At 70.1% G+C, this 22,849-nt stretch carries 23 protein-coding genes; 11 read left to right on the forward strand and 12 right to left on the reverse strand.

Annotated elements, in window-relative coordinates; genetic code table 11:
* Positions 1-83: 83 nt before the first annotated feature.
* Positions 84-1,046, forward strand: coding sequence for a sugar ABC transporter substrate-binding protein (locus OG223_RS38405; protein WP_443073861.1), 963 nt, complete (start codon positions 84-86; stop codon positions 1,044-1,046).
* 33 nt (positions 1,047-1,079) lie between these two features.
* On the opposite strand, the gene OG223_RS38410 is transcribed toward OG223_RS38405, so the two are convergent.
* The 7 genes from OG223_RS38410 to OG223_RS38440 form a co-directional block, all read right to left on the reverse strand.
* Positions 1,080-1,481, reverse strand: a complete 402-nt coding sequence (locus OG223_RS38410) for a rhodanese-like domain-containing protein (protein WP_329258948.1) — start codon at positions 1,479-1,481, stop codon at positions 1,080-1,082.
* A complete protein-coding gene (locus OG223_RS38415; RefSeq protein ID WP_329258951.1) occupies positions 1,478-2,017 on the reverse strand; it encodes a cysteine dioxygenase in 540 nt (179 codons plus the stop codon). Before OG223_RS38415 ends, OG223_RS38410 begins: the two co-directional genes overlap by 4 nt.
* 240 nt (positions 2,018-2,257) lie before the next feature.
* Positions 2,258-3,853 carry an FAD-dependent monooxygenase gene (locus OG223_RS38420; protein ID WP_329258953.1) on the reverse strand — a complete coding sequence of 532 codons (1,596 nt, stop codon included), beginning with the start codon at positions 3,851-3,853 and terminating at the stop codon, positions 2,258-2,260.
* Between the two features lie 175 nt (positions 3,854-4,028).
* Positions 4,029-4,937, reverse strand: a complete 909-nt coding sequence (locus OG223_RS38425) for an amino acid ABC transporter permease (RefSeq protein WP_329258956.1) — start codon at positions 4,935-4,937, stop codon at positions 4,029-4,031.
* A complete protein-coding gene (locus OG223_RS38430; protein ID WP_200687952.1) occupies positions 4,934-5,602 on the reverse strand; it encodes an amino acid ABC transporter permease in 669 nt (222 codons plus the stop codon). The genes OG223_RS38425 and OG223_RS38430 overlap by 4 nt, the downstream gene beginning before the upstream one ends.
* Positions 5,603-5,653: 51 nt before the next feature.
* Positions 5,654-6,496 carry a glutamate ABC transporter substrate-binding protein gene (locus OG223_RS38435; RefSeq protein ID WP_329258961.1) on the reverse strand — a complete coding sequence of 281 codons (843 nt, stop codon included), beginning with the start codon at positions 6,494-6,496 and terminating at the stop codon, positions 5,654-5,656.
* Positions 6,497-6,679: 183 nt separating this feature from the next.
* Positions 6,680-7,456 carry an amino acid ABC transporter ATP-binding protein gene (locus tag OG223_RS38440; protein WP_019060965.1) on the reverse strand — a complete coding sequence of 259 codons (777 nt, stop codon included), beginning with the start codon at positions 7,454-7,456 and terminating at the stop codon, positions 6,680-6,682.
* A 313-nt stretch (positions 7,457-7,769) separates the two neighbouring features.
* Here OG223_RS38440 and OG223_RS38445 point away from each other — a divergent pair, with 313 nt between their 5' ends.
* A complete protein-coding gene (locus OG223_RS38445; protein WP_329258964.1) occupies positions 7,770-8,456 on the forward strand; it encodes a response regulator transcription factor in 687 nt (228 codons plus the stop codon).
* A gap of 9 nt (positions 8,457-8,465) precedes the next feature.
* Entirely contained in the window at positions 8,466-9,878 is a 1,413-nt protein-coding gene (locus tag OG223_RS38450; protein ID WP_329258967.1) for a sensor histidine kinase, read from the forward strand.
* Between the two features lie 77 nt (positions 9,879-9,955).
* On the opposite strand, the gene OG223_RS38455 is transcribed toward OG223_RS38450, so the two are convergent.
* Positions 9,956-10,954 carry a TAXI family TRAP transporter solute-binding subunit gene (locus tag OG223_RS38455; RefSeq protein ID WP_329258970.1) on the reverse strand — a complete coding sequence of 333 codons (999 nt, stop codon included), beginning with the start codon at positions 10,952-10,954 and terminating at the stop codon, positions 9,956-9,958.
* Positions 10,955-11,221: 267 nt separating this feature from the next.
* Between OG223_RS38455 and OG223_RS38460 the strand changes: the two genes are divergently transcribed.
* The 3 genes from OG223_RS38460 to OG223_RS38470 all read left to right on the forward strand — a co-directional run bounded on the left by OG223_RS38460 (position 11,222) and on the right by OG223_RS38470 (position 14,040).
* The gene (locus OG223_RS38460) at positions 11,222-11,626 is read left to right on the forward strand and encodes a MazG nucleotide pyrophosphohydrolase domain-containing protein (RefSeq protein WP_329258973.1); all 405 of its coding nucleotides are present in this window, start codon (positions 11,222-11,224) and stop codon (positions 11,624-11,626) included.
* A gap of 63 nt (positions 11,627-11,689) precedes the next feature.
* Positions 11,690-13,207 (forward strand): tRNA (N6-isopentenyl adenosine(37)-C2)-methylthiotransferase MiaB, encoded by a 1,518-nt coding sequence (gene miaB, locus OG223_RS38465; RefSeq protein WP_329258975.1) that lies wholly within the window; start codon positions 11,690-11,692, stop codon positions 13,205-13,207.
* 107 nt (positions 13,208-13,314) lie between these two features.
* Positions 13,315-14,040, forward strand: coding sequence for a class III extradiol dioxygenase subunit B-like domain-containing protein (locus OG223_RS38470; RefSeq protein ID WP_329258979.1), 726 nt, complete (start codon positions 13,315-13,317; stop codon positions 14,038-14,040).
* A 301-nt stretch (positions 14,041-14,341) separates the two neighbouring features.
* Here OG223_RS38470 and OG223_RS38475 read toward each other — a convergent pair whose 3' ends face one another.
* Together OG223_RS38475 and OG223_RS38480 are read right to left on the reverse strand one after the other, a co-directional pair.
* Positions 14,342-14,641 carry an antitoxin gene (locus tag OG223_RS38475; protein WP_329258982.1) on the reverse strand — a complete coding sequence of 100 codons (300 nt, stop codon included), beginning with the start codon at positions 14,639-14,641 and terminating at the stop codon, positions 14,342-14,344.
* Between the two features lie 24 nt (positions 14,642-14,665).
* Complete coding sequence (locus tag OG223_RS38480; RefSeq protein WP_329258985.1) at positions 14,666-14,935, reverse strand: hypothetical protein; 270 nt, start codon at positions 14,933-14,935, stop codon at positions 14,666-14,668.
* Positions 14,936-15,118: 183 nt separating this feature from the next.
* On the opposite strand from OG223_RS38480, the gene miaA reads away from it, so the two are divergent.
* The 4 genes from miaA (at position 15,119) to OG223_RS38500 (ending at position 20,249) form a co-directional block, all read left to right on the forward strand.
* Complete coding sequence (gene miaA, locus OG223_RS38485) at positions 15,119-16,057, forward strand: tRNA (adenosine(37)-N6)-dimethylallyltransferase MiaA (RefSeq protein ID WP_329258987.1); 939 nt, start codon at positions 15,119-15,121, stop codon at positions 16,055-16,057.
* Between the two features lie 108 nt (positions 16,058-16,165).
* The gene (locus tag OG223_RS38490; RefSeq protein WP_329265703.1) at positions 16,166-16,666 is read left to right on the forward strand and encodes a hypothetical protein; all 501 of its coding nucleotides are present in this window, start codon (positions 16,166-16,168) and stop codon (positions 16,664-16,666) included.
* 201 nt (positions 16,667-16,867) lie between these two features.
* Entirely contained in the window at positions 16,868-17,737 is an 870-nt protein-coding gene (gene dapF, locus OG223_RS38495; protein WP_329258990.1) for a diaminopimelate epimerase, read from the forward strand.
* A gap of 283 nt (positions 17,738-18,020) precedes the next feature.
* Positions 18,021-20,249, forward strand: coding sequence for a RelA/SpoT family protein (locus OG223_RS38500; protein WP_329258993.1), 2,229 nt, complete (start codon positions 18,021-18,023; stop codon positions 20,247-20,249).
* Between the two features lie 473 nt (positions 20,250-20,722).
* Here the strand turns inward: OG223_RS38500 and OG223_RS38505 are convergent, their stop codons facing one another.
* Positions 20,723-21,262: a site-specific integrase gene (locus tag OG223_RS38505; protein ID WP_443073785.1), complete on the reverse strand. Its 540-nt coding sequence runs from the start codon at positions 21,260-21,262 to the stop codon at positions 20,723-20,725.
* Positions 21,263-21,432: 170 nt separating this feature from the next.
* On the opposite strand from OG223_RS38505, the gene OG223_RS38510 reads away from it, so the two are divergent.
* A complete protein-coding gene (locus OG223_RS38510) occupies positions 21,433-21,633 on the forward strand; it encodes a hypothetical protein (RefSeq protein ID WP_329265935.1) in 201 nt (66 codons plus the stop codon).
* A 527-nt stretch (positions 21,634-22,160) separates the two neighbouring features.
* Here OG223_RS38510 and OG223_RS38515 read toward each other — a convergent pair.
* Complete coding sequence (locus OG223_RS38515; RefSeq protein ID WP_329258996.1) at positions 22,161-22,811, reverse strand: TetR/AcrR family transcriptional regulator; 651 nt, start codon at positions 22,809-22,811, stop codon at positions 22,161-22,163.
* Between the last annotated feature and the right edge of the window lie 38 nt (positions 22,812-22,849).

Below are 22,849 nucleotides of genomic sequence, written 5' to 3' on the forward strand. Positions count from 1 at the left end.
AGCCGCAGTCAGGTCTGCCCGAGTGCCTCCGGCCGCTTCGCCGACCGGTCCTCGTACGCGCTGAAAGGCGGCCCCTCTTGTTCTTGTCCCTGCCCGCTCACCACCGAAGAACACTGGTGGTCCTCCTGGTCGGTGCCTGTCTCTTACTGAGTGGTTGCGGACTGGAGTCCGGTGCCACGCCCGCCGACGACGGGCCCACCGTTCTCGGATTCGTCAACGGCGGCAGCACCGAGTTCCACACCTGTCTGCAGCAGTCGATCGAGAACACGGCCAGGAGCAACTTCGCGAAGCTCGTCACGGCCGACTCGCATCAGGACGCCGCGCAGGAACTGGCCAACATCCGGGCCATGATCGCGCGCCATGTCGACGCGATCATCGTGCAGACCGTAGACACCACCGTGCTCAAGAGCGACATCGCCCAGGCCAAGAGCGCGCACATCCCGATCTTCCTGACCTCGGTCAGCGCCGATCCGTCCGACATCCTCGGGGCCGTCGTCGTCGACCTGAAGGGGGTGGGCAAGCTGGACGCCGACTGGATCACAGACGACGCCGCGGGGCGCGAGGTGCAGGTGGCCGTCATCGCGGGCGCCCCCGGTGCCGCCTCAGACCTGCTCGTCGGCGGATTCACCAAGGGGCTGCCGGCGAACGTGCAGGTGGTCGCGAACCAGCCCGCCATGTTCGTCGCCGCGAAGGCGAAGACCGTGGCCGACGGCATGATCAAGGCGCACCCCGATCTGGACTACGCCTTCGTCGCCAACGAGGAGATGGCGTTCGCCGCCCGCAAGGCCTTCGACGCGGCCGGCGGCAAGAAGGTCAAGATCGTGACGGTCAACGGCACCGACGAGGCCCTCGCCGCCCTCAAGGACGGCCGTTTCGCCGCCACCGTCTCCAACTCGGCCAAGGACACCGGCGAACTGGCCGTCACCAACACCATCAGCCTTCTCCGTAAGGAGAAGGTGGAGAAGATCGCCACCACACCGGCCCGCCTGATCACCAGGACCAACGCGGACACCGCCCCGCTCTACTGCCCCTCCGACGGGTCCTGAGCGGGCCGGGCTGTCACGTCGTAGACAGAGCCTCTACGACGTGACAGGCAGTCCCGCCGCCTTCCAGGCCTGGAAGCCGCCGACGAGGTCCGTCGCGCGGTGCAGGCCCAGTTGGTGCAGGGACGCGGCTGCCAGGGTGGACGCGTAGCCCTCGTTGCAGATCACCACGACGCGCAGGTCGTGGCCGGTGGCCTCGGGGGCGCGGTGGCTGCCCTGGGGGTCGAGGCGCCACTCCAGTTCGTTGCGCTCGACGACCAGGGCGCCCGGGACGAGGCCGTCCCGGTCGCGCAGGGCGGCGTAGCGGATGTCGACCAGGAGGGCCTCGCCGGCGCGGGCCGCGTCGTACGCCGCCCGTGCCTCGATCCGCTCGTAGTTCTGGCGCACCCGCTCCAGCAACTCGTCTATGCCGAGCGGCTGTTCGCGTACGGCACTCACTGCCAGTCCGCCGGGCGCTCGACCTGCTCCAGGCGCAGCACCGGACCCGTGCGGCTGTAGCGGCGGATCTGCGGAAGCGGCGGGTAGTAGGCGTGGACCGAGATCGCGTGCTCCTCGGTGGACTCGTTGATCACCTCGTGGACGTGGTGGCGGCCGAAGGCGCGGCCCTTGCCGGTCGGCAGCCGTCGCTCGCGGTCCACGCCCTCTTCCAGTTCGAGGGTCTTCCAGCCGTCGCTCGGGAGTCGAGCGGCGAGCGAGTTCTCCTTGAGTTCGCCGGCGGCGGTGAGGAAGGCGCCGACCGACTCGGCGTGGTCGTGCCAGCCCGTCCCGCTGCCGGGCGGCCAGCCGATCAGCCAGGCCTCGCTGCCGCCGGGACCTTCGAGCCGCACCCAGGTGCGGCCCTCGGGGTCGAGGGGGAGCGAGGCGATCAACTCGGCGTCGGCGGCCGTACGGCGGACGAAGTCGAGCAGGTCCGCCTGCGTCGGGGCCTGGGCGGGTGCGGCGGGGGACGCGGAGGCAGAAGGAGAGACAGACACGTGCACCGTCCTGATGAGAGTTCGCGAAGGTGCGCGCGGACACACAGAAGTGGCGCGCGTGAGTGAGAGAGATGCGAATTCAGCAGGAGACGTGACAGACGCAGCCCACATAGCGGACGAGGTCCAGATGGACCTTCCGCCACAGGTGGACAGAGGTGTCGGTCATGATCCGGAGTACAGCACGGCGGTGCGTGCCGGTCAACTCAGCGTCACTATGTGGACAGTTCGGGTACGGAGGGCTCAGCGGGAACCGGCCGTGGCCTCCGTCTTCGTCGGGCCGCCCAGGGTCGCCTCGGCCGCCGCGTACAGGTCGGCCGGGCGGACCCCGCTCAACGCGGTGACCAGGTGACCGTCGGGCCGTACGAGCAGGACGGTGTGGGCGGCGGCGCCCGGGTAGGTCTCGGCGACCAGGAGCTCGGCCGGGTGCGGCAGCGCCGTCACCGCGGCCGCCAGGCGGGGCATGATTCCGGCGGTCACCCAGTGCTTTCGCTCCCACACGCCCGTGCCCGGCGCGACCAGGACGACCAGCAGGGAGCCGCGCCCGAGGCGGTCCCGCAGCCGTACGAAGGCGCCGTCCTCGGCGGTGACCAGGACGTCGGCGACCGGCGCGCCGGGCGGGGTGTCGACGGGGACCTCCGCCTCGATGTGCCGGGGCGCGAGCGGCGAGTCGGCGTACGCCCCCGGCGCACCGAGCGCGCCGTGCCCCAGGTGACCGTCCGTGAGCAGTACGTCGTGGCCGCGGGCCGAGCCGGGCACGACCGCACGCAGCCCGGCCCCGCCGCGCACCAGCGGCAGCGCCTGGTCGGCGGCGCGCAGCCGGCCCGCGACGACGGCCCGCCGCTCCGCCTGATAGCTGTCGAGCAGCGCCTCGTGCGGCCCGTGGTGCCAGGCCAGCGCCAGCTTCCAGGCGAGGTTGTCGGCGTCCCGCAGCCCCTCGTCCAGCCCCTGCGTCCCGAGCGCCCCCAGCAGATGCGCCGCGTCCCCGGCGAGAAACACCCGCCCCACCCGCCACCGGCGCGCGAGCCGGTGGTGCACGGTGTGCACTCCCGTGTCGAGCAGTTCGTACGGCGGTGTCGGGCCCTCGGTCCAGCCCGCGAGCGTCTCCCGGATGCGGGCCAGCAGCAGCTCGGGGGTGACCAGGTCCTTGCCCGGCGGCAGCAGCCAGTCCAGGCGCCACACGCCGTCCGGGAGGGGGCGTCCGGTGACCTCCCCGGCCGAGGGTCCGGACGTCCGCCACGGCGGCACCCGATGCAACAACGCCCGGTCGGGCCACGGGAGTTCCGTGCGCAGTGCGGCCACGGCGTGTCGCTCCACCGCCGTACGGCCGGGGAAGCGGATGTCGAGGAGTTTGCGGACGGTCGAGCGCGGGCCGTCGCAGCCGACCAGGTGACTGCCGCGCCACCAGGTGCCGTTGGGGCCGCGGGTGTGGGCGGTGACGCCCGAGGGTTCCTGTTCGAGCGCGTCGAGGCGGTTGTCCACGGCGATCTTCACGAGCCGCTCGCCCGCGAGGGCCTGGCGGAGGGCGCCGGTGAGGACGTGCTGGGCGATGTGCAGGGGGGCGGGCTCGGTCTCGTCGAACGTGATCTCGCGCATCACCTGCTTGCGCCGCATCGACCGCCATCCGGCCCAGTGCGTCCCGGCCTTGCCGAGCGACGTGCCGGTCAGCCGCTCCAGCAGTGCCGCGGTGTCCTCGCGCAGGACGACGGTGCGTGCGAGGCGTTGCTCGTCCTTGCCGGGACCCTCGTCGAGGACGACGGAGGGCACCTCCTGCCGCGCCAGTGCCAGGGCGAGCGTGAGCCCCACGGGCCCCGCCCCGACGATGATCACCGGGTCCACGGTGCGGCGCCCCCTGCCCGTGACGGTGTCCTCAGGGACGTATGTGAACAGGAAGTTGGAGCAGGGTGCACGATCACAGAACGTATGCAACCCATTGCCGGTGCTTGCGTCAAGTGACGGAGGCAGTGGCGATCATGCCACTGCCTCCGTGTCGTTCATGCCACTTGACCGATCATCAGATCGAGCCGCCGGCACCGGTCCCGAAGCCGCCCGGCACCTGCGCGGGGTTGATCCCTGTGACGTCTTCGAGGTCGACGGTCGCGCCTGTGCTCTTCTTGCTGCGCCGCAGCCTGCGCTCCAGCCAGCTCGCGAAGGTGGTGAGCGCGAGGTTGAGCAGGATGAAGATGATCCCGACGACGATGAAGCTCGCCACCACATTGGCGTAGTTGGCCGCCAGGGTGCTGCGCGCGTTGAGCAGCTCGGTGAAGCCCAGCATCACGCCGCCCAGTGCGGTGTCCTTCACGATGACCACGAGCTGGCTGACGATGGCCGGCAGCATGACGGTGACGGACTGCGGGAGCAGGATGCTCGTCATCGTCTGGCCCTTGCGCAGACCGATCGCGTGCGCGGCCTCCGTCTGCCCCTTGGGGAGGGACAGGATGCCCGCCCTGACGATCTCGGCGAGCACCGAGGCGTTGTAGAGCACCAGGCCGGTGACGACGGCGTACAGGGGCCGTTCCTCGCTGCCGACGCCCGTGGAGCGGACGTAGAACTCGTTCGCGAAGAGCATCAGCAGCAGGACCGGGATCGAGCGGAAGAACTCGACCACCACTCCGGCGGGGACGCGCACCCACCGGTGGTCGGACATCCGGGCGATACCGAAGAACGCGCCCAGGGGGAGGGCGATCACCATGGCGAGACCGGCGGCCTTGAGGGTGTCGCCGAGTCCCGGCAGCAGATACGTCGTCCAGGCGTCCGACGTGGTGAACGGCTGCCACAGGGCCCACTTCAGTTGGCCCTTGTCGTCCATCGTCTGCCAGATCCACCACAAGAAGAGGGCGAGCAGGACGAAGAACACGACCGAGAGGAGCACGTTGCGCCGCTTGGCGCGGGGGCCGGGCGCGTCGTAGAGGACGGAGGTCATCGCTTCACCGCCATTCGCTTGCCCAGCCAGCCGAGGAAGAGGCCGGTGGGCAGGGTCAGTACCACGAATCCCAACGCGAAGACCGCGCCGATGGCGACCGTCTGGGCCTCGTTCTCGATCATCGTCTTCATCAGGGCGGCCGCCTCGGCGACACCGATCGCGGCCGCCACGGTGGTGTTCTTGGTCAGGGCGATCAGGACGTTGGCCAGCGGTGTGATGACCGCGCGGAACGCCTGCGGAAGGATGATGATCCGCAGCACCTGGCTGAAGCTCAGCCCGATGGCGCGGGCCGCCTCCGCCTGTCCGACGGGCACGGTGTTGATGCCGGAGCGCACCGCCTCACAGACGAAGGCCGCGTGGTACGCCGCGAGGCCCAGCAGTGCCAGCCGGAAACCCTGCACCTTGAAGTCGTCGGACGCGCCCATGGTCACGCCGAAGATGTCGGCGAGGCCGAGCGAGGTGAAGACGATGATGACCGTCAGGGGGATGTTCCGGACGGTGTTGACGTAGAAGGTCGCGAAACCACGCATCAGTGGGACCGGGCTGACCCGCATGCCGGCCAGCAGTGTGCCCCAGACCAGGGAGCCGAGGGCGGAGAGGACGGTCAGTTTCACCGTCATCCAGAACGCCCCGAGGACGTCATAACCTTGAAGAAAGTCGAACACGATCTCCCGCGCTTCCGGGTATGGGGCCTGCCTTACCGGTGTTTTCTCGGGTTACTTGACGATGTCGCCGATCTTCGGGGCGGGCTCGTTCTTGTAGTCGGCCGGGCCGAAGTTCTTGGTGACCGCGGTGTCCCAGGCGCCGCTGCTGACCATCTTCTCCAGCGCGGTGTTGATCTTGGTGACGGTCGCGGAGTCGCCCTTCTTGACGCCGATTCCGTAGTTCTCGTTGCTGAGCTTCAGGCCGGCGAGCTTGAACTGGCCCTTGAACTTGTCCTGCGCGGCGAAGCCCGCGAGGATCGAGTCGTCGGTGGTCACCGCGTCGACGGCACCGCTCTGGAGGGCCGCGATGCACTCCGAGTAGCCCGAGTTCTCACGGAGGTTGGCCTTCGGGGCGATCTTGTCCTTGATGTTCTGCGCCGAGGTCGAGCCGGTCACGGAACAGAGGTTCTTGCCGTTGAGGTCCGTCGCCTTGGCGATCGTCGAGTCCTTCTTGACGAGCAGGTCCTGGTGGGCCAGCAGGTAGGGGCCGGCGAAGTCGACCTTCTTCTTGCGCTCGTCGTTGATCGAGTACGTGGCCGCGATGAACTTGACGTCACCGCGCGCCAGGGCGTTCTCACGGTCGGCGCTCTTGGTCTCGACCCACTCGATCTGGGCGGGCTTGTAGCCGAGTTGCCCGGCCACGTAGGTCGCCACGTCCACGTCGAAGCCGGCGTAGGTCCCGTCCGGCTGCTTCAGGCCGAGGCCCGGCTGGTCGAATTTGATACCGATCTTGATCTTGCCGCCGCCGCTGGAGCTCGAACCCGAGTCGTCCTTGTCGCTGCTCCCGCAGGCCGTCGCGGCGAGCGAGAGGACGAGAGCGGTGGTCGCGAAGACGGTGACCTTGCGGAGCTTCATGATGAACATCCTTTGGCTGGTGAGGAGATGAGGGTCCGTCAGAGCGTGTGACGGCGGCTCTGAGGGTGTGCGGGACCCTCAGCGGCAGTCGGCGACCGCCCGTCGTCGGCGGGCCGCCAGTGGCTGGCTGTAGCGGTTCGTCAGCGTTCGTGGCTGATCGTCAGTGGTCGGCGGCGCTTGTCGTCAGTGGTGAAGGATCTTCGAGAGGAAGTCCTTGGCCCGGTCACTGCGCGGGTTGCTGAAGAACTGGTCCGGCACAGCCTCTTCGACGATGCGGCCGTCGGCCATGAACACCACTCGGTTGGCAGCCGAACGAGCGAAACCCATCTCATGGGTGACGACGATCATCGTCATCCCGTCCCGGGCGAGCTGCTGCATGACCTCCAGCACCTCGTTGATCATCTCCGGGTCGAGGGCCGAGGTCGGCTCGTCGAAGAGCATCACCTTGGGGTCCATGGCCAGCGCCCGCGCGATGGCGACGCGCTGCTGCTGACCGCCGGACAACTGGGCCGGGTACTTGTCCGCCTGCGTGGCCACGCCGACCCGGTCGAGCAACGCCCGGGCCTTCTCCTCGGCCTGCTTGCGGTCGGCCTTGCGGACCTTGATCTGGCCCAGCATCACGTTCTCGAGCACGGTCTTGTGCGCGAAGAGGTTGAAGGACTGGAAGACCATTCCGACGTCCGCACGCAGCCGGGCCAGCTCCCTGCCCTCCTGGGGCAGCGGCTTGCCGTCGATCGTGATCGAACCCGAATCGGTCGTCTCCAGGCGGTTGATGGTGCGGCACAGAGTGGACTTTCCGGACCCGGAGGGCCCGATCACCACGACGACTTCGCCGCGGGCGATCGTCAGATCGATGTCCTGGAGTACGTGCAACGCGCCGAAGTGCTTGTTGACGCTCTTCAGGACGACGAGTTCGCCGGTCGCGGCCACATCTTCCTTGGCCACCGATACTTCGGTCATCGCTTGCTGGCTCCGTCCTCGTCGGTTGCGGAGGACAGTAGTGAGGCCGTACGACCAGCGTCATCACATCTGAGCGAGATCTGAGCATCACGATCGGATAGCAATCGGACACGTGTCGTAGCAGTTCGCCGACGAGACCCTTACCGGCCGGACGGGCGAGACGCGTACCGGCTGGGTAACGGAAGCCGCGCGCAACCGGAACCCACTTGACGGCGTCTTCGTCCATCGGCGTGACTGCCTGGGTGCACGCGCGCGTGAGACGTGCTTTTGTACAGGCCGACACCATACGAACGATGAACCGGAGGGGGCCGGGATGCGACTGCTCCTCGTCGAGGACGACAACCATGTCGCCGCCGCTCTGTCCGCGGTCCTGGCGCGGCACGGATTCGACGTCACGCACGCCCGCAGCGGCGAGGAGGCCCTCCAGGCACTCGTCCCGGAAGGCGACGTCTTCGGTGTCGTCCTCCTCGACCTCGGCCTGCCCGACCAGGACGGCTACGAGGTCTGCGGCAAGATCCGCAAGCGCACCAGCACCCCGGTGATCATGGTCACCGCCCGCTCCGACGTGCGCTCCCGCATCCACGGCCTCAACCTCGGAGCCGACGACTACGTGGTGAAGCCGTACGACACCGGGGAGCTGCTCGCCCGTATCCACGCCGTGAGCCGGCGCAGCGTCCCCGAGGACGCGAGCGGGGGCGGCGACACCGCGCTGAAGCTCGGCCCGGTGCGCATCGAACTGCCCACCCGTCAGGTCAGCGTGGACGGTTCGATCGTCCAACTGACCCGCAAGGAGTTCGATCTGCTCGCACTGCTGGCACAGCGCCCAGGAGTGGTGTTCCGGCGGGAGCAGATCATCAGCGAGGTGTGGCGCACCAGTTGGGAGGGCACGGGACGCACCCTGGAGGTGCATGTCGCGTCCCTGCGCGCCAAACTGCGGATGCCCGCGCTGATCGAGACCGTACGAGGCGTCGGCTACCGGCTCGTCGTCCCGGCCGCGTAGCGGGCACGGGTGCGTACACGTCTTCTCCCGCTGCTCATCGTCCTGATGGCGGCCGTGCTGCTGGCCCTCGGCGTCCCGCTCGCCATCAGCGTCGCCAGGGCGCAGCAGCAGGAGGTGATCGTCGACCGTATCGACGACACCGCGCGGTTCGCGGCACTCGCCCAGTTCGTCACCGACGTCCCCACGGGATCACGCCCCGCCGACACGGTCCCGGACGAGCGCCAGCAGACCCTGAGCCGCGAACTCGCCAGCTACTACGAGGTCTACGGCATCCGCGCGGGCGTCTTCTACCGCACCGACACCTCCATGGCGAACGCGCCGGACGACTTCCTGCTGCCCAAGACGGGCGAGGTGCGCGACGCGTTCGCCGAGGCACTCCTCAGCCGCCGCAGCCACGACCCCGAGCAGGTGTGGCCCTGGCAGCGCAACCGCCTGGTCGTCGCCTCGCCGGTCATCCGGGACGGCGACGTCATCGCGGTGGTGGTCACCGACTCGCCCACCGGGCCGATGCGTTCACGGACCCTGCGCGGCTGGCTGACGATCGGCGCCGGCGAGATCGCCGCGATGCTGCTGGCCGTCGGCGCGGCCCTACGGCTGACCGGCTGGGTCCTGCGACCCGTAAGGGTCCTCGACGCCACCACCCACGACATCGCCACCGGACGCCTCAAGTCCCGGGTCGCGGCCGCCGGCGGGCCGCCGGAACTCCAGCGCCTGGCCCGCTCGTTCAACGAGATGGCGGACAACGTCGAGGACGTGCTGGAGCAGCAGCGCGCCTTCGTCGCCGACGCCTCGCACCAGTTGCGCAACCCGCTCTCGGCGCTGCTGCTGCGCATCGAACTGCTCGCGCTCGAACTGCCGGAGGACAACGACGAGATCGCCTCGGTCCGCACCGAGGGCAAACGCCTGACCCAGGTCCTGGACGACCTCCTCGACCTGGCCCTGGCCGAGCACGCGGAAGCGGACCTCAGGATCACCGACATCGGCGCGCTGACCGCCGAGCGCGTCGCGGCCTGGGCACCGACCGCCGAGGCCAAGGGCGTGCGCCTGGTGGGCAGTTGCCCGCCCACCACGGCCTGGGCCGACCCGGTCACGCTGTCCAGCGCACTGGACGCGGTGATCGACAACGCGGTGAAGTTCACGCCCGAGGACGATTCCGTCGAGGTGACGGTCGCGTCGAACGGCGAGACCTCGACCGTCGTCGTCACGGACCACGGCCCCGGCCTCACCGAGGACGAACTCGCCCGTGTCGGCGACCGCTTCTGGCGCAGCGGCCGCCACCAGAACATCAAGGGCTCAGGCCTCGGCCTGTCCATCTCCCAGGTTCTGCTGGCCGCGGGCGGCGGTTCGCTCACGTACGACCACCACGAACCGCGCGGCCTCAAGGTGACCGTGTCGGTGCCCAGGAGCGGGCCTACGACCTGAACGGGCGCCCCCAGGGCCGGTGTTGGGGTCCCGAGGCCTGAGCGGCCCGCTCGGGGGCCCGGACGGGCCCTGTGGCGCTACGGCTTGACGGAGCGGTAGTAGCGCCGGGCGCCCTCGTGCAGGACCAGGGGGTCGGTGTAGATCGCCGTGCGCAGGTCCACCAGTTGCGCGGAGTGGACGCGCTTGCCGATGCCGTCACGGCTCTTGATCACGGTCTTGGTGATCCACTCGGTGAGCCTGGCGTTCACGTCCTTGCGGGTCATCAGCAGGTTGGACACGGCGATCGTCGGGACGGTGGCCCCCCGCTGGATGGTGGGGTAGGCCGACTCCGGCATGTTGGTGGCACGGTAGTAGCGGGTGGCGTCGCCCTCCTCGTGCATCTTGGCCACGAGGCTCGCCTCGATCGGCACGAACCGGAACGCGTAGTTCTTGGCAAGGTCCTTCAGGCCGTCCGTCGGCAGCCCGCCCGACCAGAAGAACGCGTCGATCTTGCCCCGCCTGAGCAGGTCCGGCCCGGTGTCGATACCGGCCGCCACCGGCTCGATGGCCTTCTTCGGGTCGATGCCCGCCGCCGTCAGCACCCGGTTGGCGATCAGCCGCACACCGGAGCGGTTCGGCCCTATGGCCACCCGTTTGCCCCGAAGGTCGGTGACCGAGTCGATGTCCGAGTCACGCGGCACGATGAGCTGGACGTAGTCGTCGTAGAGCCGCGCGACCCCGCGCAGCCCGGCCGCACCCGGCTTGCCGTCCACTTCGTACGCCCCGACCGCGTCGGCCGCGGCGATGGTGAAGTCGGCGTGGCCGGTCGCCACGCGCGCGACGTTCTCCTGCGACCCGTCGCTGTTCGCCAGCGTCACCTTGAGGCCCGGCATGTCCTTGTCCAACTCGGTGCGCAGGAGCTTGCCGTACTCCTGGTAGACCCCGAGCCGGGTCCCGGTGCTGAAGGTGATCGTCCCGGTCGGCGGCTCGTCGCCCAGGGGCAGCAGCCACCAGAGCAACAGCCCGAACGCGACGAAGCCGGCGGCCGCGCCCTGGAGGGCCCGGCGCCTGCTGATACGGGAGAACACCTTGAGCATGCGCGCGATCCTGCCAGTCCGCGCGCGGTGCTGACCAGGGCATGGCGGCGGGGTGGAGGCGGCGGAGCGAATCGACGGTCGCTGATCGGTGCCGGTGAGCGGGGGCTGGTGCGTGGGGCCCTCAAGTGAAGGCGGTGCGGTGCGGGGTCGGCAGTCGGTGGCCGATGAGACGGCGGCGGAGTGTGCGCCGACCCGCGTCTGCGGGCTTGCCCGCCCCGAAAACCCCTGGCGGGCCGGAGTGTCAGTGGCGGCCACTAGGGTCGTGGCATGAGTTCTTCGCCCGCCGACCTGGTCCGCGAATTCCATCTGGCCTTCGGGCTCGACGCCCGCAGCACACCCACCGAGATCGCCCCCGACCTCGCCGCCCACCGGGGCGGACTGCTCGCCGAGGAGGCCGCGGAGGTCGTCGAGGTCTCGGTGAGCGGCCCCCTCGACCGGCTGGCGCACGAGCTGGCCGACGTCGTCTACGTCGCGTACGGCACGGCCCTCGTCCACGGCGTCGACCTCGACGCGGTGATCGCCGAGATCCACCGCGCCAACATGACCAAGCTCGGCCCGAACGGCGAGATCGCCCGCCGGGCCGACGGCAAGGTGCTCAAGGGGGAGCACTACGAGGTGCCGGATGTGTCCGGGGTGCTGCGCAAGCAGGGGTGGGGCACCGGCGACGAGTGACGTGAGGCACGGCGGTTCTCGGCCACCGGAAGAGTGACTCCCGGCACCGCCTACCCTTGTCACATGAGCAGCAGTGACCGGAGCGGGGCAGTGGACGTCAAAACGTACGAAGTGCGCACCTACGGGTGCCAGATGAACGTCCACGATTCCGAGCGGCTCTCCGGTCTCCTGGAGGGGGCCGGTTACGTGCGCGCGCCCGAGGGTTCGGACGGGGACGCGGACGTCGTCGTCTTCAACACCTGCGCCGTGCGCGAGAACGCAGACAACCGGCTCTACGGCAACCTCGGCCGGCTCGCCCCGATGAAGACGAAGCGCCCCGGGATGCAGATCGCCGTCGGCGGCTGCCTCGCCCAGAAGGACCGCGACACCATCGTGAAGAAGGCGCCCTGGGTGGACGTCGTCTTCGGCACGCACAACATCGGCAAGCTGCCGGTCCTGCTGGAGCGCGCACGCGTGCAGGAAGAGGCGCAGGTCGAGATCGCGGAGTCCCTGGAGGCCTTCCCCTCGACACTGCCGACCCGGCGCGAGAGCGCCTACGCGGCCTGGGTGTCGATCTCCGTCGGCTGCAACAACACGTGCACCTTCTGCATCGTCCCGGCGCTGCGCGGCAAGGAGAAGGACCGCCGTACCGGCGACATCCTCGCCGAGATCGAGGCCCTGGTCGGCGAGGGCGTCTCCGAGATCACGCTGCTCGGCCAGAACGTCAACGCGTACGGCTCCGACATCGGCGACCGCGAGGCCTTCAGCAAGCTGCTCCGCGCGTGCGGCGCGATCGAGGGCCTGGAGCGGGTCCGGTTCACGTCCCCGCACCCGCGTGACTTCACCGACGACGTCATCGCCGCGATGGCCGAGACGCCGAACGTGATGCCGCAACTGCACATGCCCATGCAGTCCGGCTCCGACCCGATCCTCAAGGCCATGCGCCGGTCCTACCGCCAGGAGCGCTACCTGGGGATCATCGAGAAGGTCCGCGCGGCCATCCCGCACGCCGCCATCACCACCGACATCATCGTGGGCTTCCCCGGGGAGACCGAGGAGGACTTCCAGCAGACGATGCACGCGGTCCGCGAGGCACGCTTCGCGCAAGCGTTTACGTTCCAGTACTCCAAGCGGCCCGGCACCCCGGCCGCGACCATGGAGAACCAGATCCCCAAGGAGGTCGTCCAGGAGCGCTACATGCGTCTGGTCGCCCTCCAGGAGGAGATCTCCTGGGACGAGAACAAGAAGCAGGTCGGCCGCACCCTGGAGCTGATGGTCGCCGAGGGCGAGGGCCGCAAGGACGGCGCCACCCACCGCCTCTCCGGGCGCGCCCCCGACAACCGCCTCGTCCACTTCACCAAGCCGGACCAGGACGTCCGCCCCGGCGACGTGGTGACGGTCGAGATCACGTATGCCGCCCCGCACCACCTCCTCGCCGAGGGCCCCACTCTGAACGTGCGCCCCACGCGCGCGGGTGACGCCTGGGAGAAGCGCAACGCGGCCGAGGCCGCCAAGCCGGCCGGCGTGATGCTGGGCCTGCCGAAGATCGGCGCACCCGCGCCGCTGCCGGTCGCCACGGGGAGCGGCTGCGGCTGCGACTGAGATCGTGACCCGCTGAGCGACGCCGGGTCGACGGCTCGGCCATGCGGACTGCTGGCCATGTGGACTGTCGGCGTGCCGTGTCAGTGCGGCTTGTTAGTGTTCCGGCCATGCTCGTAGCCGCCGCCGTCTGCCCCTGTCCTCCGCTCCTCGTCCCCGATGTCGCCGCAGGCGCGGCGCCCGAGCTGGCCGCCGCGCGGGCCGCGTGCACCGACGCGCTGGGCGTGCTCGCCGCCGCCCGGCCCGACCGCCTGGTGGTTGTCGGACCCGCCGAGCAGAGCGGGCGCGGGCCACACCCTGAGGGCACCCGGGGTTCGTTCCGCGGCTTCGGCGTGGATCTCGACGTACGGCTGGGCGGCGACCGGTCCGTGGACAGTGGCGCGGCATCGGAGCGTGCGCTTCCGCCTTCGCTGGCCGTCGCCGCGTGGCTGTTGGAGCGGACCGGGTGGTCCGACGCCCCGATCGAGGGACTCGGCGTGGGGGAACCTCTTGAGGCCGAGCGGTGTATTCAAACCGGGAGGGACCTCGTCGCGCAGGCCGACCGGGTCGCGCTGCTGGTGATGGGCGACGCCAGCGCCTGCCGGACGCTGAAGGCACCGGGCTATCTCGACGAGCGGGCGGCACCCTTCGACGCGGAGGTCGCGCGTGCGCTGGGGGCGGCGGACGTGGCGGCCATCAAGGCGCTGGACACCGAGCTGGCGTACGAACTGAAGGCCTCGGGCCGCGCCCCCTGGCAGGTCCTCGCAGGCGCTGCCGAGGGCGCGGACCTCGGCGGTGCGCTGCTGTACGAGGACGCGCCGTACGGGGTCGGGTACGTGGTTGCCACCTGGTCGTAGGCGCGGGTGCGGATGCGGGTACCCGCGCGTGGGGCGAGGGTGATTTGCCCTATGTGACGTTGCCCGTGGGTGGTGTGGCGCGTGTCTCAGCGCGGCCGGTGCGGTCGCGAGGTAGGCGTGTGCGTCGCCGACGCGGGTGTCGCGCGGCGGTCGTAACGCCCACGAACCGAGTCCACCCGCCCGACCTGAAGAGGCGAACGCAGCACTACGACCTCCGCACCCGACCCCACCTCGCAGATCGGTGGACGGCCGCGGAGCAGTACGCTCCGCGGCCGTCCACCGATCGATGTGCGGGTGCCGTTCAGGAAGCCGGCGGGGGCGATTCCGGGGGCGTGGTCGTGCCGCCGCCCTCCGGACTTGTGCTCCCCGTGTTCCCTGTGCCACCCGGGGCGTCCTTGTGCGCGAGTCGGTCCATGGCGTCCTTGGCCTTGCCCGTGCCTGTCTGGATCTTGCCGCTGTACTTGCCCTTGGTCTTCGCGTCGACCATTTTCGCGGCTTTGTCCAGGCCGTTCTCGATCTTGCCTCCGTGCTGCTGAGCGAGGCCCGAGACCTTCTCCTTCGCCGGGGCGAGTTTGGCCTTGAAGCTGTCCATCAGACCCATGGTTCACCTTTCCACGCGGGGCAGTTACGTGCGGGCGCCTTCACCGGCCTCGTTGTCGGCGGTCGCTTCGGCGGACTGCTGCTTGGGGATCTCGACGCCGTCCGCGGCCTCGACAGCCTCCGTCGCCGTCGTCCCCGCCGCTTCCTGGACGCCTGCCCCCGCTTCGGTCTCCGACACCTCGTCCGCCGCGTCAGCCGTCAGGGAGTCGGCCGACTGTGCGCCGGCCTGCGCTTCGGCGGTTGACGCCTCCTCCGTAGCCTTCGACCTCCGAAGAATCCGGTCCAAAACGCCCATATCAACTCCATACGTTACTCGTGCGGGCGAAATCCCGCGTAGCCCGGTGCATCCGTTTGCGTCGCCCGGGTCACCGCCTCCCGAAACCGGCGGCGGGGTACCTCGCAACGGGCAACGACCCCACGAGCGGGCCGTCACGTAACTCGTTCGAGCCCTGGGTCCGAGGTTTGCGAGACTGGGAACGTGAGCAGCGCACCCCCCGCCCCCCGAGTCATCGCCGTCGTCGGACCGACCGCGGCCGGAAAGTCCGATCTGGGCGTCTTCCTGGCCCAGCGCCTAGGTGGCGAGGTCGTCAACGCCGACTCCATGCAGCTCTACCGAGGGATGGACATCGGCACCGCCAAGCTGACGCCCGAGGAACGCGACGGCGTCCCGCACCACCTCCTGGACATCTGGGACGTGACGGTCACTGCCTCCGTCGCCGAATACCAGCGGCTCGCCCGTGAGCGCATCGACGCACTGCTCGCCGAGGGGCGCTGGCCGATCCTGGTCGGCGGCTCCGGGCTGTACGTGCGCGCTGCGGTCGACAACCTGGAGTTCCCCGGCACCGACCCCGAGGTCCGGGCCCGCCTGGAGGATGAGCTCGCCCTGCGCGGCTCCGGTGCCCTGCACGCCCGCCTGGCCGCCGCCGACCCCGAGGCCGCGCACGCGATCCTGCCGAGCAACGGCCGCCGTATCGTCCGGGCCCTGGAGGTCATCGAGATCACCGGCAAGCCCTTCACCGCCAACCTTCCCGGCCACGACTCGGTCTACGACACCGTCCAGATCGGCGTCGACGTGGCGCGTCCCGAGCTGGACGAGCGCATCGCGCGCCGGGTCGACCGGATGTGGAGCGCGGGGCTCGTGGACGAGGTGCGTGCGCTGGAGGCGCACGGGTTGCGCGAGGGGGTCACGGCGTCCCGCGCGCTCGGCTATCAGCAGGTGCTCGCGGCGCTCGCGGGAGCGTGCACGGAACAGGAGGCGCGCACGGAGACCGTGCGTGCCACCAAGCGCTTCGCGCGCCGCCAGGATTCGTGGTTCAGACGCGATCCCCGGGTGCACTGGTTGAGTGGGGCTGCGGCGGATCTCACAGAACTTCCGCACCTGGCACTGGCGTTGGTCGAACGACCGGTCACAGCCTGATCACGTCATGGCATCGGGACGCTCCGGCCGCCGTTGTGGCCTTCGGGGGCGTGCCATCATCGAGCTTCGATCGACCAAGTGGAGTCCGAGTTGGGAGGGCGCGTGGCGATGGAGGCCGGCCCTCGCGACACCGCAGAAGGCATCGAGCAGGTCACTGCGGGCCGTACTGAACCGGAAGAGGGCGACGGCCTGCTGAGCCCGGACGGCCCGGACGAGATCCAGGGCGGCGTGACCGCCGACGGTCCCGGGCCCGACGAGATGTTCGCCGGACCCGAGGTCGAGGTGGAACTCCGCCCGCAGCGCCGGCTGCGGATCTGGCAGCTCGCCCCCATCGTGGCCCTGGCCGCGGTCGGTTCCCTCATGTTCGCCTTCCCGCTCGCCTTCGACTTCGGCGACAGCGGGGCCGTGATCGCCATGCTCGGCCTGCTCATCTGCTGCTGCGCGGCCGGCTGGGGCACGACGGCCGCCCGCCGCGTCGGCTACACCTGGCCGGGCTTCCCGCAGCGCGGCTCCGGCCGCCGCCCGGACTGGCGGGTCGTCGTCGCGTACGTCCTCGTGCTGACCGTGGTGGCGGTGCTGGCCGTGTGGCGCGTGGCCCGGCTGCGCTAGGCACTTCGCTGGTGATGCGGCGCTACGCCGTAGATCGCCTGTGGTGCTGTTGCGGCTGGACGCGGCTGAGCCGTACGTCACATCGCCCCGCGCCCCTTCGAGGTGCTCCTCCGGTGCGGCGGACGTCGCCCGACAGGGGCGGCATCCGAGTCCTGTCACCGTGATCGTCGGGATGTCATAGCCACCCCGTACGATCGAGGAATGAGCACGCGGATCGCCTTCCTCAAGGGGCACGGCACCGAGAACGACTTCGTGATCGTCCCGGACCCCGAGAACGTCATCGACCTGCCCCCGGCCGCCGTGGCCGCCCTGTGCGACCGCCGCGCGGGCATCGGCGGCGACGGACTGCTGCACGTGGTGCGGTCCGCCACGCACCCCGACGCGCGGGACATGGCGGCCGAGGCGGAGTGGTTCATGGACTACCGCAACGGCGACGGGTCCGTCTCCGAGATGTGCGGCAACGGAGTGCGTGTGTTCGCGCGCTATCTCCAGCGTGCCGGACATGTGGCCGAAGGGGATATCGCGGTTGCCACACGCGGGGGAGTCAAGACCGTCCACCTCGCCAAGGACGGTGACGTGACCGTCGGCATGGGCACGGCCCGCCTCCCCGAAGGGGACGTCACGGTGAGCGTCGGCGAGCACAGTTGGCCCGCGCGGAACGTGAACATGGGCAACCCGCACGCGGTCGCCTTCGTCGAAGACCTCGCGCAGGCCGGTGACCTGTACTCCGCGCCGCCCTTCAGCCCGGCCACCGCCTACCCGGACGGTGTGAACGTGGAGTTCGTGGTCGACCGCGGCCCCGGGCACGTCGCCATGCGCGTGCACGAGCGCGGCGCCGGCGAGACCCGTTCGTGCGGCACGGGCGCGTGCGCGGTCGCCGTGGCCGCCGCCCGCAGAGCCGGCAGCGACCCGGCCGCCACCGGGACGCCCGTGACGTACACGGTCGATGTGCTCGGTGGAACGCTGGTGATCACCGAGCGGCCCGACGGCCAGATCGAGATGACCGGTCCCGCGGTGATCGTCGCCGAGGGCGAGATCGACGCGGAATGGCTGGAAAGCGCCATCCGCTGAACGGGTGATTCGCAGTTGTGGCGGCTCCGGGCACACTGATCGGAAGCCTCCGGCGCCCGATGTGGCCCGAAACCACGGCCGACTTCTTGTCCTGTGGCGCGAAACCGTAAACCCTCTGACCTTCGCTCGAATGGGTGATCCGTTTCACGCTCGGCGAGAGGCGGTCAGTCGCACGTGGTGGGCTCGGTAGCATCAAGCACCGGCCCGGACGGGGGATCGAAGATCCCCTGAGCCGAGTACGCCATGGGGCACCCGTCCGCCGGTCAAGCAGCCGGAGGTGCCCATGAGTGCGGAGGCCACGAACCCTGCGAGCCCAGGCCCTGTGATCAACACAGTGCCCCGCAGGAAGGCCCGCCCCCGGATCGACCTGCGCCGGCTCGGCCGGGCCGCCCTGCTCGGTCCCACTGCGCGCGACCGGCTGCCCGACGCCATCGGCCATGTCGCCGAGGCGCATCGCGCCCACTATCCCGACGCCGATCTCGAACCGCTGCGCCACGCCTGGGTCCTGGCCGAGTCCTCGCACCGCGGTCAGATGCGCAAGAGCGGCGAGCCGTACATCACGCACCCCCTCGCGGTGACCCTGATCCTCGCCGAACTCGGCGCCGAGACAACGACGTTGACTGCCTCCCTGCTCCACGACACCGTCGAGGACACGGAAGTGACACTCGATCAGGTCGGCAAGGAGTTCGGCGCGGAGGTGCGCTATCTCGTCGACGGCGTCACGAAGTTGGAGAAGGTCGACTACGGCGCCGCGGCCGAGCCGGAGACCTTCCGCAAGATGCTCGTCGCCACCGGCAGCGACGTCCGCGTGATGTCGATCAAACTCGCCGACCGCCTGCACAACATGCGCACCCTGGGCGTGATGCGCCCCGAGAAGCAGGCCCGCATCGCCAAGGTCACCCGGGACGTCCTCATCCCGCTCGCCGAACGGCTCGGCGTCCAGGCGCTCAAGACCGAACTGGAGGATCTTGTCTTCGCGATCCTCCACCCCGAGGAGTACGACCACACACGCGAGTTGATCGTCGACAACGCCTCCCGCGCGGACGACCCGCTCGCCGAGGTCACCGACGAGGTGCGCACCGTCCTGCGCGACGCCGGCATCCAGGCCGAAGTCCTCATCAGGCCACGGCACTTCGTCTCCGTGCACCGCGTCGCCCGCAAGCGCGGCAGGCTGCGCGGCGCCGACTTCGGCCGTCTCCTGGTGCTGGTGAACGAGGACGCGGACTGTTACGGCGTCCTCGGCGAGCTGCACACCTGTCTGAAGCCGGTCGTCTCGGAGTTCAAGGACTTCATCGCCGTACCCAAGTTCAACCTGTACCAGTCGCTGCACACCGCCGTCGCACACACGGACGGCCAGGTCGTCGAAGTCCTCATCCGCACCCACCAGATGCACAAGGTCGCCGAGGCCGGCGTCATCGCGCTCGGCAATCCCTACGCTCCTCCTTCGGAGGAGCAGCAGGCCGCGAACGACGGCGAGCGCGCCGACCCCACCCGCCCCGGCTGGCTCTCCCGCCTCCTCGACTGGCAGGAGGGCGCGCCCGACCCCGACACCTTCTGGTCGACGCTCCGCGAGGACCTCGCCCAGGACCGCGAGATCACCGTGTACCGGCCCGACGGCGGCACCCTGGGCCTGCCCGACGGCGCGACCTGTGTGGACGCCGCGTACGAGCAGTACGGCGAGGACGCCCACGCCTGCATCGGCGCCCGCGTCAACGGCCGCCTGGCGACCCTCAGCACGGTCCTGAAGGATGGCGACACCGTCCAGCTCCTCATGGGCCAGGACCCTGCCTCCGAGCCCTCCAGGGAGTGGCTGGAGCACGCGCACACGCCCGCGGCCCGGATCGCCATCCAGCGGTGGATCGCGGCGCACCCGGGGAGCGCCGACGGAGACGGTCCCCAAGGAGGGATTGCCCACGGAGAGGGTGCCCGCGGAGGGAGTGCCGAGGCGGACAGGAGCGCGAAGCCGGCCGAGGGCGCGAAGGCGGACAACGGGGCGCAGAGCCATCGATCAGCGCCCCCCGCTTCCGAAGACACCCTGGACGGCTCCACAGCACCGAGCCCGGCCACCCCCGTCGTGGACCAGCCCGGCGCGACCGTGCGGCTCGCGGGCTGCTGCACGCCCGTACCGCCCGACGAGGTCACCGGATTCTCGGTGCGCGGCGGGGTCGTGACCGTCCACCGCGTGGAGTGCAGCGCGGTGGCGCACATGAAGGGCGTGGGGCGCGCGGAGGTCGGTGTGCGCTGGGGCGACACCACCGAGTGCCGGGTCACGCTGGTAGCCGAATCGTTCGGCCGCCCGCATCTGCTCGCCGATCTCACCGAGGCGATCGCCCTGGAGGGCGCGGAAATCGTCTCGGCGACCGTGGAACCCCCGACCCAGCAACGCGTCCGCCACACCTACACACTCCAACTCCCGGACGCGGCCCACCTCCTGACCCTCATGCGGGCGATGCGCAACGTACCGGGCGTCTACGACGTGAGCCGGGCCCAGCACCATACGGCGGCCTTCTGACGCGCGGGCGGGTTTGAGCGCCGTCGGATCCACTGGGGGCACGCTCCGACCCCGAGCGCGCTCCGGGTGTTCCGGGGCTTGCGTTGGTCGTTAGTGAGCTCTGGTCTCTTGGGTCCTGGGCCCGGCTGTGAGCGGGTCGCAGTTCCTGAGCCATGTGCGGACGCTGGGGATTGGGTCGGCCGTGAGTGACCCTTGGCTTGCTGGTCGACGGGTTGCCCGTGAGCGAGCTCCGGCTCTTGAGCCACCTGCCGATGTTGGGCGGCCTCTGGCTCGCAGGGGTCTGCGCCGATCGCAGGCCAGCCTCGGCACCTGAGCCACGTGCCGACGCTGAGCGTCCTCTGGCTTCCTGGGGCTTGCGCCGCCCGTGAGTGAGCCCGGCCTCCTGAGGCACCTGCCGCCAGTGAGCCAGTCTCGGCGTCCTGGGGCGATGGGGTGCCGGTAAGAACGCTGTCACCAGCCGCAAACGGCGAGGGTCACGTCTGGCGACGTGCGGCGGGGTCGCGTTCTGCGACGTGTCGGGCGACCGAGTCGACGCCGGGGCGGGCGTACCGCTCCAGGGAGCGGACGGAGGCGTGGCGGGAGCGTGCGAGCAGCATCGGGGTGGAGGTGCCGTCCTCGGCGTCGTGTGTCAGGGCACTGTGACGTAGCCGGTGCAGGGTCCAGCCGTCCAGGTCCTCGATGTCCTCGGGTGAGGCGAGCGGGTTGGCCAGCAGCCGGGTCTTCTCCTCGAAGATCTCCTCAGCCCGGCGGTAGGAGAGTCGGGCCCGGCCGGTCTCCGGGCACACGTCTAACGTCGGCGTTCCGGCCGGTGCCTTGCGGTCGGTGAGGAACAGCGGGCCGCGGGTGCGTCGGCCGATGAGTCGGGGCAGCAACTGGGCGGTGCCGGACTGCCAGTGAATCCACTCGGTCGCCCCGCCCTTGGCGGTGATCTTCCCGCGCTTGTCCTGCGGGTACAGGTCTTCCACGTTCAGGCACAGCACCTCGTCGGCCCGTGCCTCGGACTCGTAGAGCATCTTCCACTGCGTCTTCTCCCGCAGGGCGACATCCAGGCGCCACAGGGCGGCGATCTGGTTTTCCGCCAGGGCCTTGGTGCGGTCCGGCGGTGCCGGCCGCCGCTCGATGCCGATCGTCGGGTCGCCTTCGATCCAGCCCTGTCGCTGCCACCAGCCGATCGTCTTGCGCGATGGACAGCTCCCGGTTGACGGTGGCGGCGTCCATCTCGTCCGCCCGCGCCGCCGCCAGCTTGGCCAGCACCTCCGGCAGCGCCGGATCGTCGATTGCGGCGACGGGGACGAGGGGCGGCTTCGCGCTCCGGCGGGCGGGTCCGGTCGGCGCCGGTTCACCGGCGAACATCCACCCCCACGTCGTCAGCGAGATCCTGTAGATCCGCGCGGACGACTTCGCGATACCCGCACCAGTGAGGTACCGCTCGACCGCCGCGATGTACGTGGCCGGAGGAGCGGACATGGGCACGACGCGGGCGCGCGGCAACCGCAACGCGCCCCCGCTTCCGAGTTCGGTCACTGGTTCGATCGCCACGCCCGCCCCGTCCTCCCGGCGCTGCCGCAGTAAATGCGTACACCTCGCCCCGGCGGCCGGATTGCCCCGCCGCAGGTCGCGATGATCACGGTAGGGGTCCGCCGCAGTAAATCCGGTATTCACTGCGGAGCCATCCCGGCAGACCGCCGGTGAGCGGAAGTCCGATCAGCCGACCTCGAAGCGGAACGATTGCCATCGATCTCCGCTGCGCCGTCGACCCTCGCGCCGACCGTAGACCTGAGCATTACGCAGTGGTACACCCCACCTGGCCGCAACTACACGAGGACAGAGCCGGTTCGACGACGTCCAGAGGCGGCGTCACGCCCAACGCGTTCCCGGCTCCCGTCCTCACGCGGGTACGGGAGCCGATTCCTAGCGCGTCGCGTACGCGCGGATGAACGCGTGGACTCCGTCGGCCATGGTCTGGCGGACCTTTTCCGGGTCGGCGGTGGCGGGGACCGGTTGACGTTCGTAGGCCAGGAGGACGGTCAGGGCGCTGAAGTGGTCGGCGGCCAGGCGTGGGTTGTCCGTGTCCAGGAGCCCGGCGCCGACGAAGTGAGCGATACGTTCCGCCAAGTCTTCCGACGCCGCTTCCGTCGCGAGATCGTCCGCGGTCGTCGGCGTCCGCAGGCGCTCCTGCGCGACGAGGGCGAAGGCGGCGGCGTAGTCGGCGGAGCCGACGATCGACGTACCGAAGTCGATCGCCAATGCCGTGAGCGCCTTCTCCAGTTGCGGCACCGTCGTGATCGCCGCGCCCTCGGGGAGATGCTCGTCGAGGGCGCGGCGGCTGGTGGCCAGCATCGACTCGGACGCGGCGGATAGGATGGCCAGGAAGAGCCGCCGCTTGTCGCCGAAGTAGTCGTACACGGTGCGCTTCGACACCTCGGCCCGGGCCGCGACGGCGTCCATGCTGACGCGGTCCACCCCTTGATGTACGAACAGGTCCCGTGCGGCGGCGAGGATCGCCGTCCGCTTCTCCAGGGACCCCTCGCGCACCGTCTTCTCCGTACCAACAGCGTTCATTCCCACCTCCAAGGCCCACCCTACACCGTGCAGTGTAC

It is taken from the genome of Streptomyces sp. NBC_01478 (assembly GCF_036227225.1).
Taxonomy (GTDB): domain Bacteria; phylum Actinomycetota; class Actinomycetes; order Streptomycetales; family Streptomycetaceae; genus Streptomyces.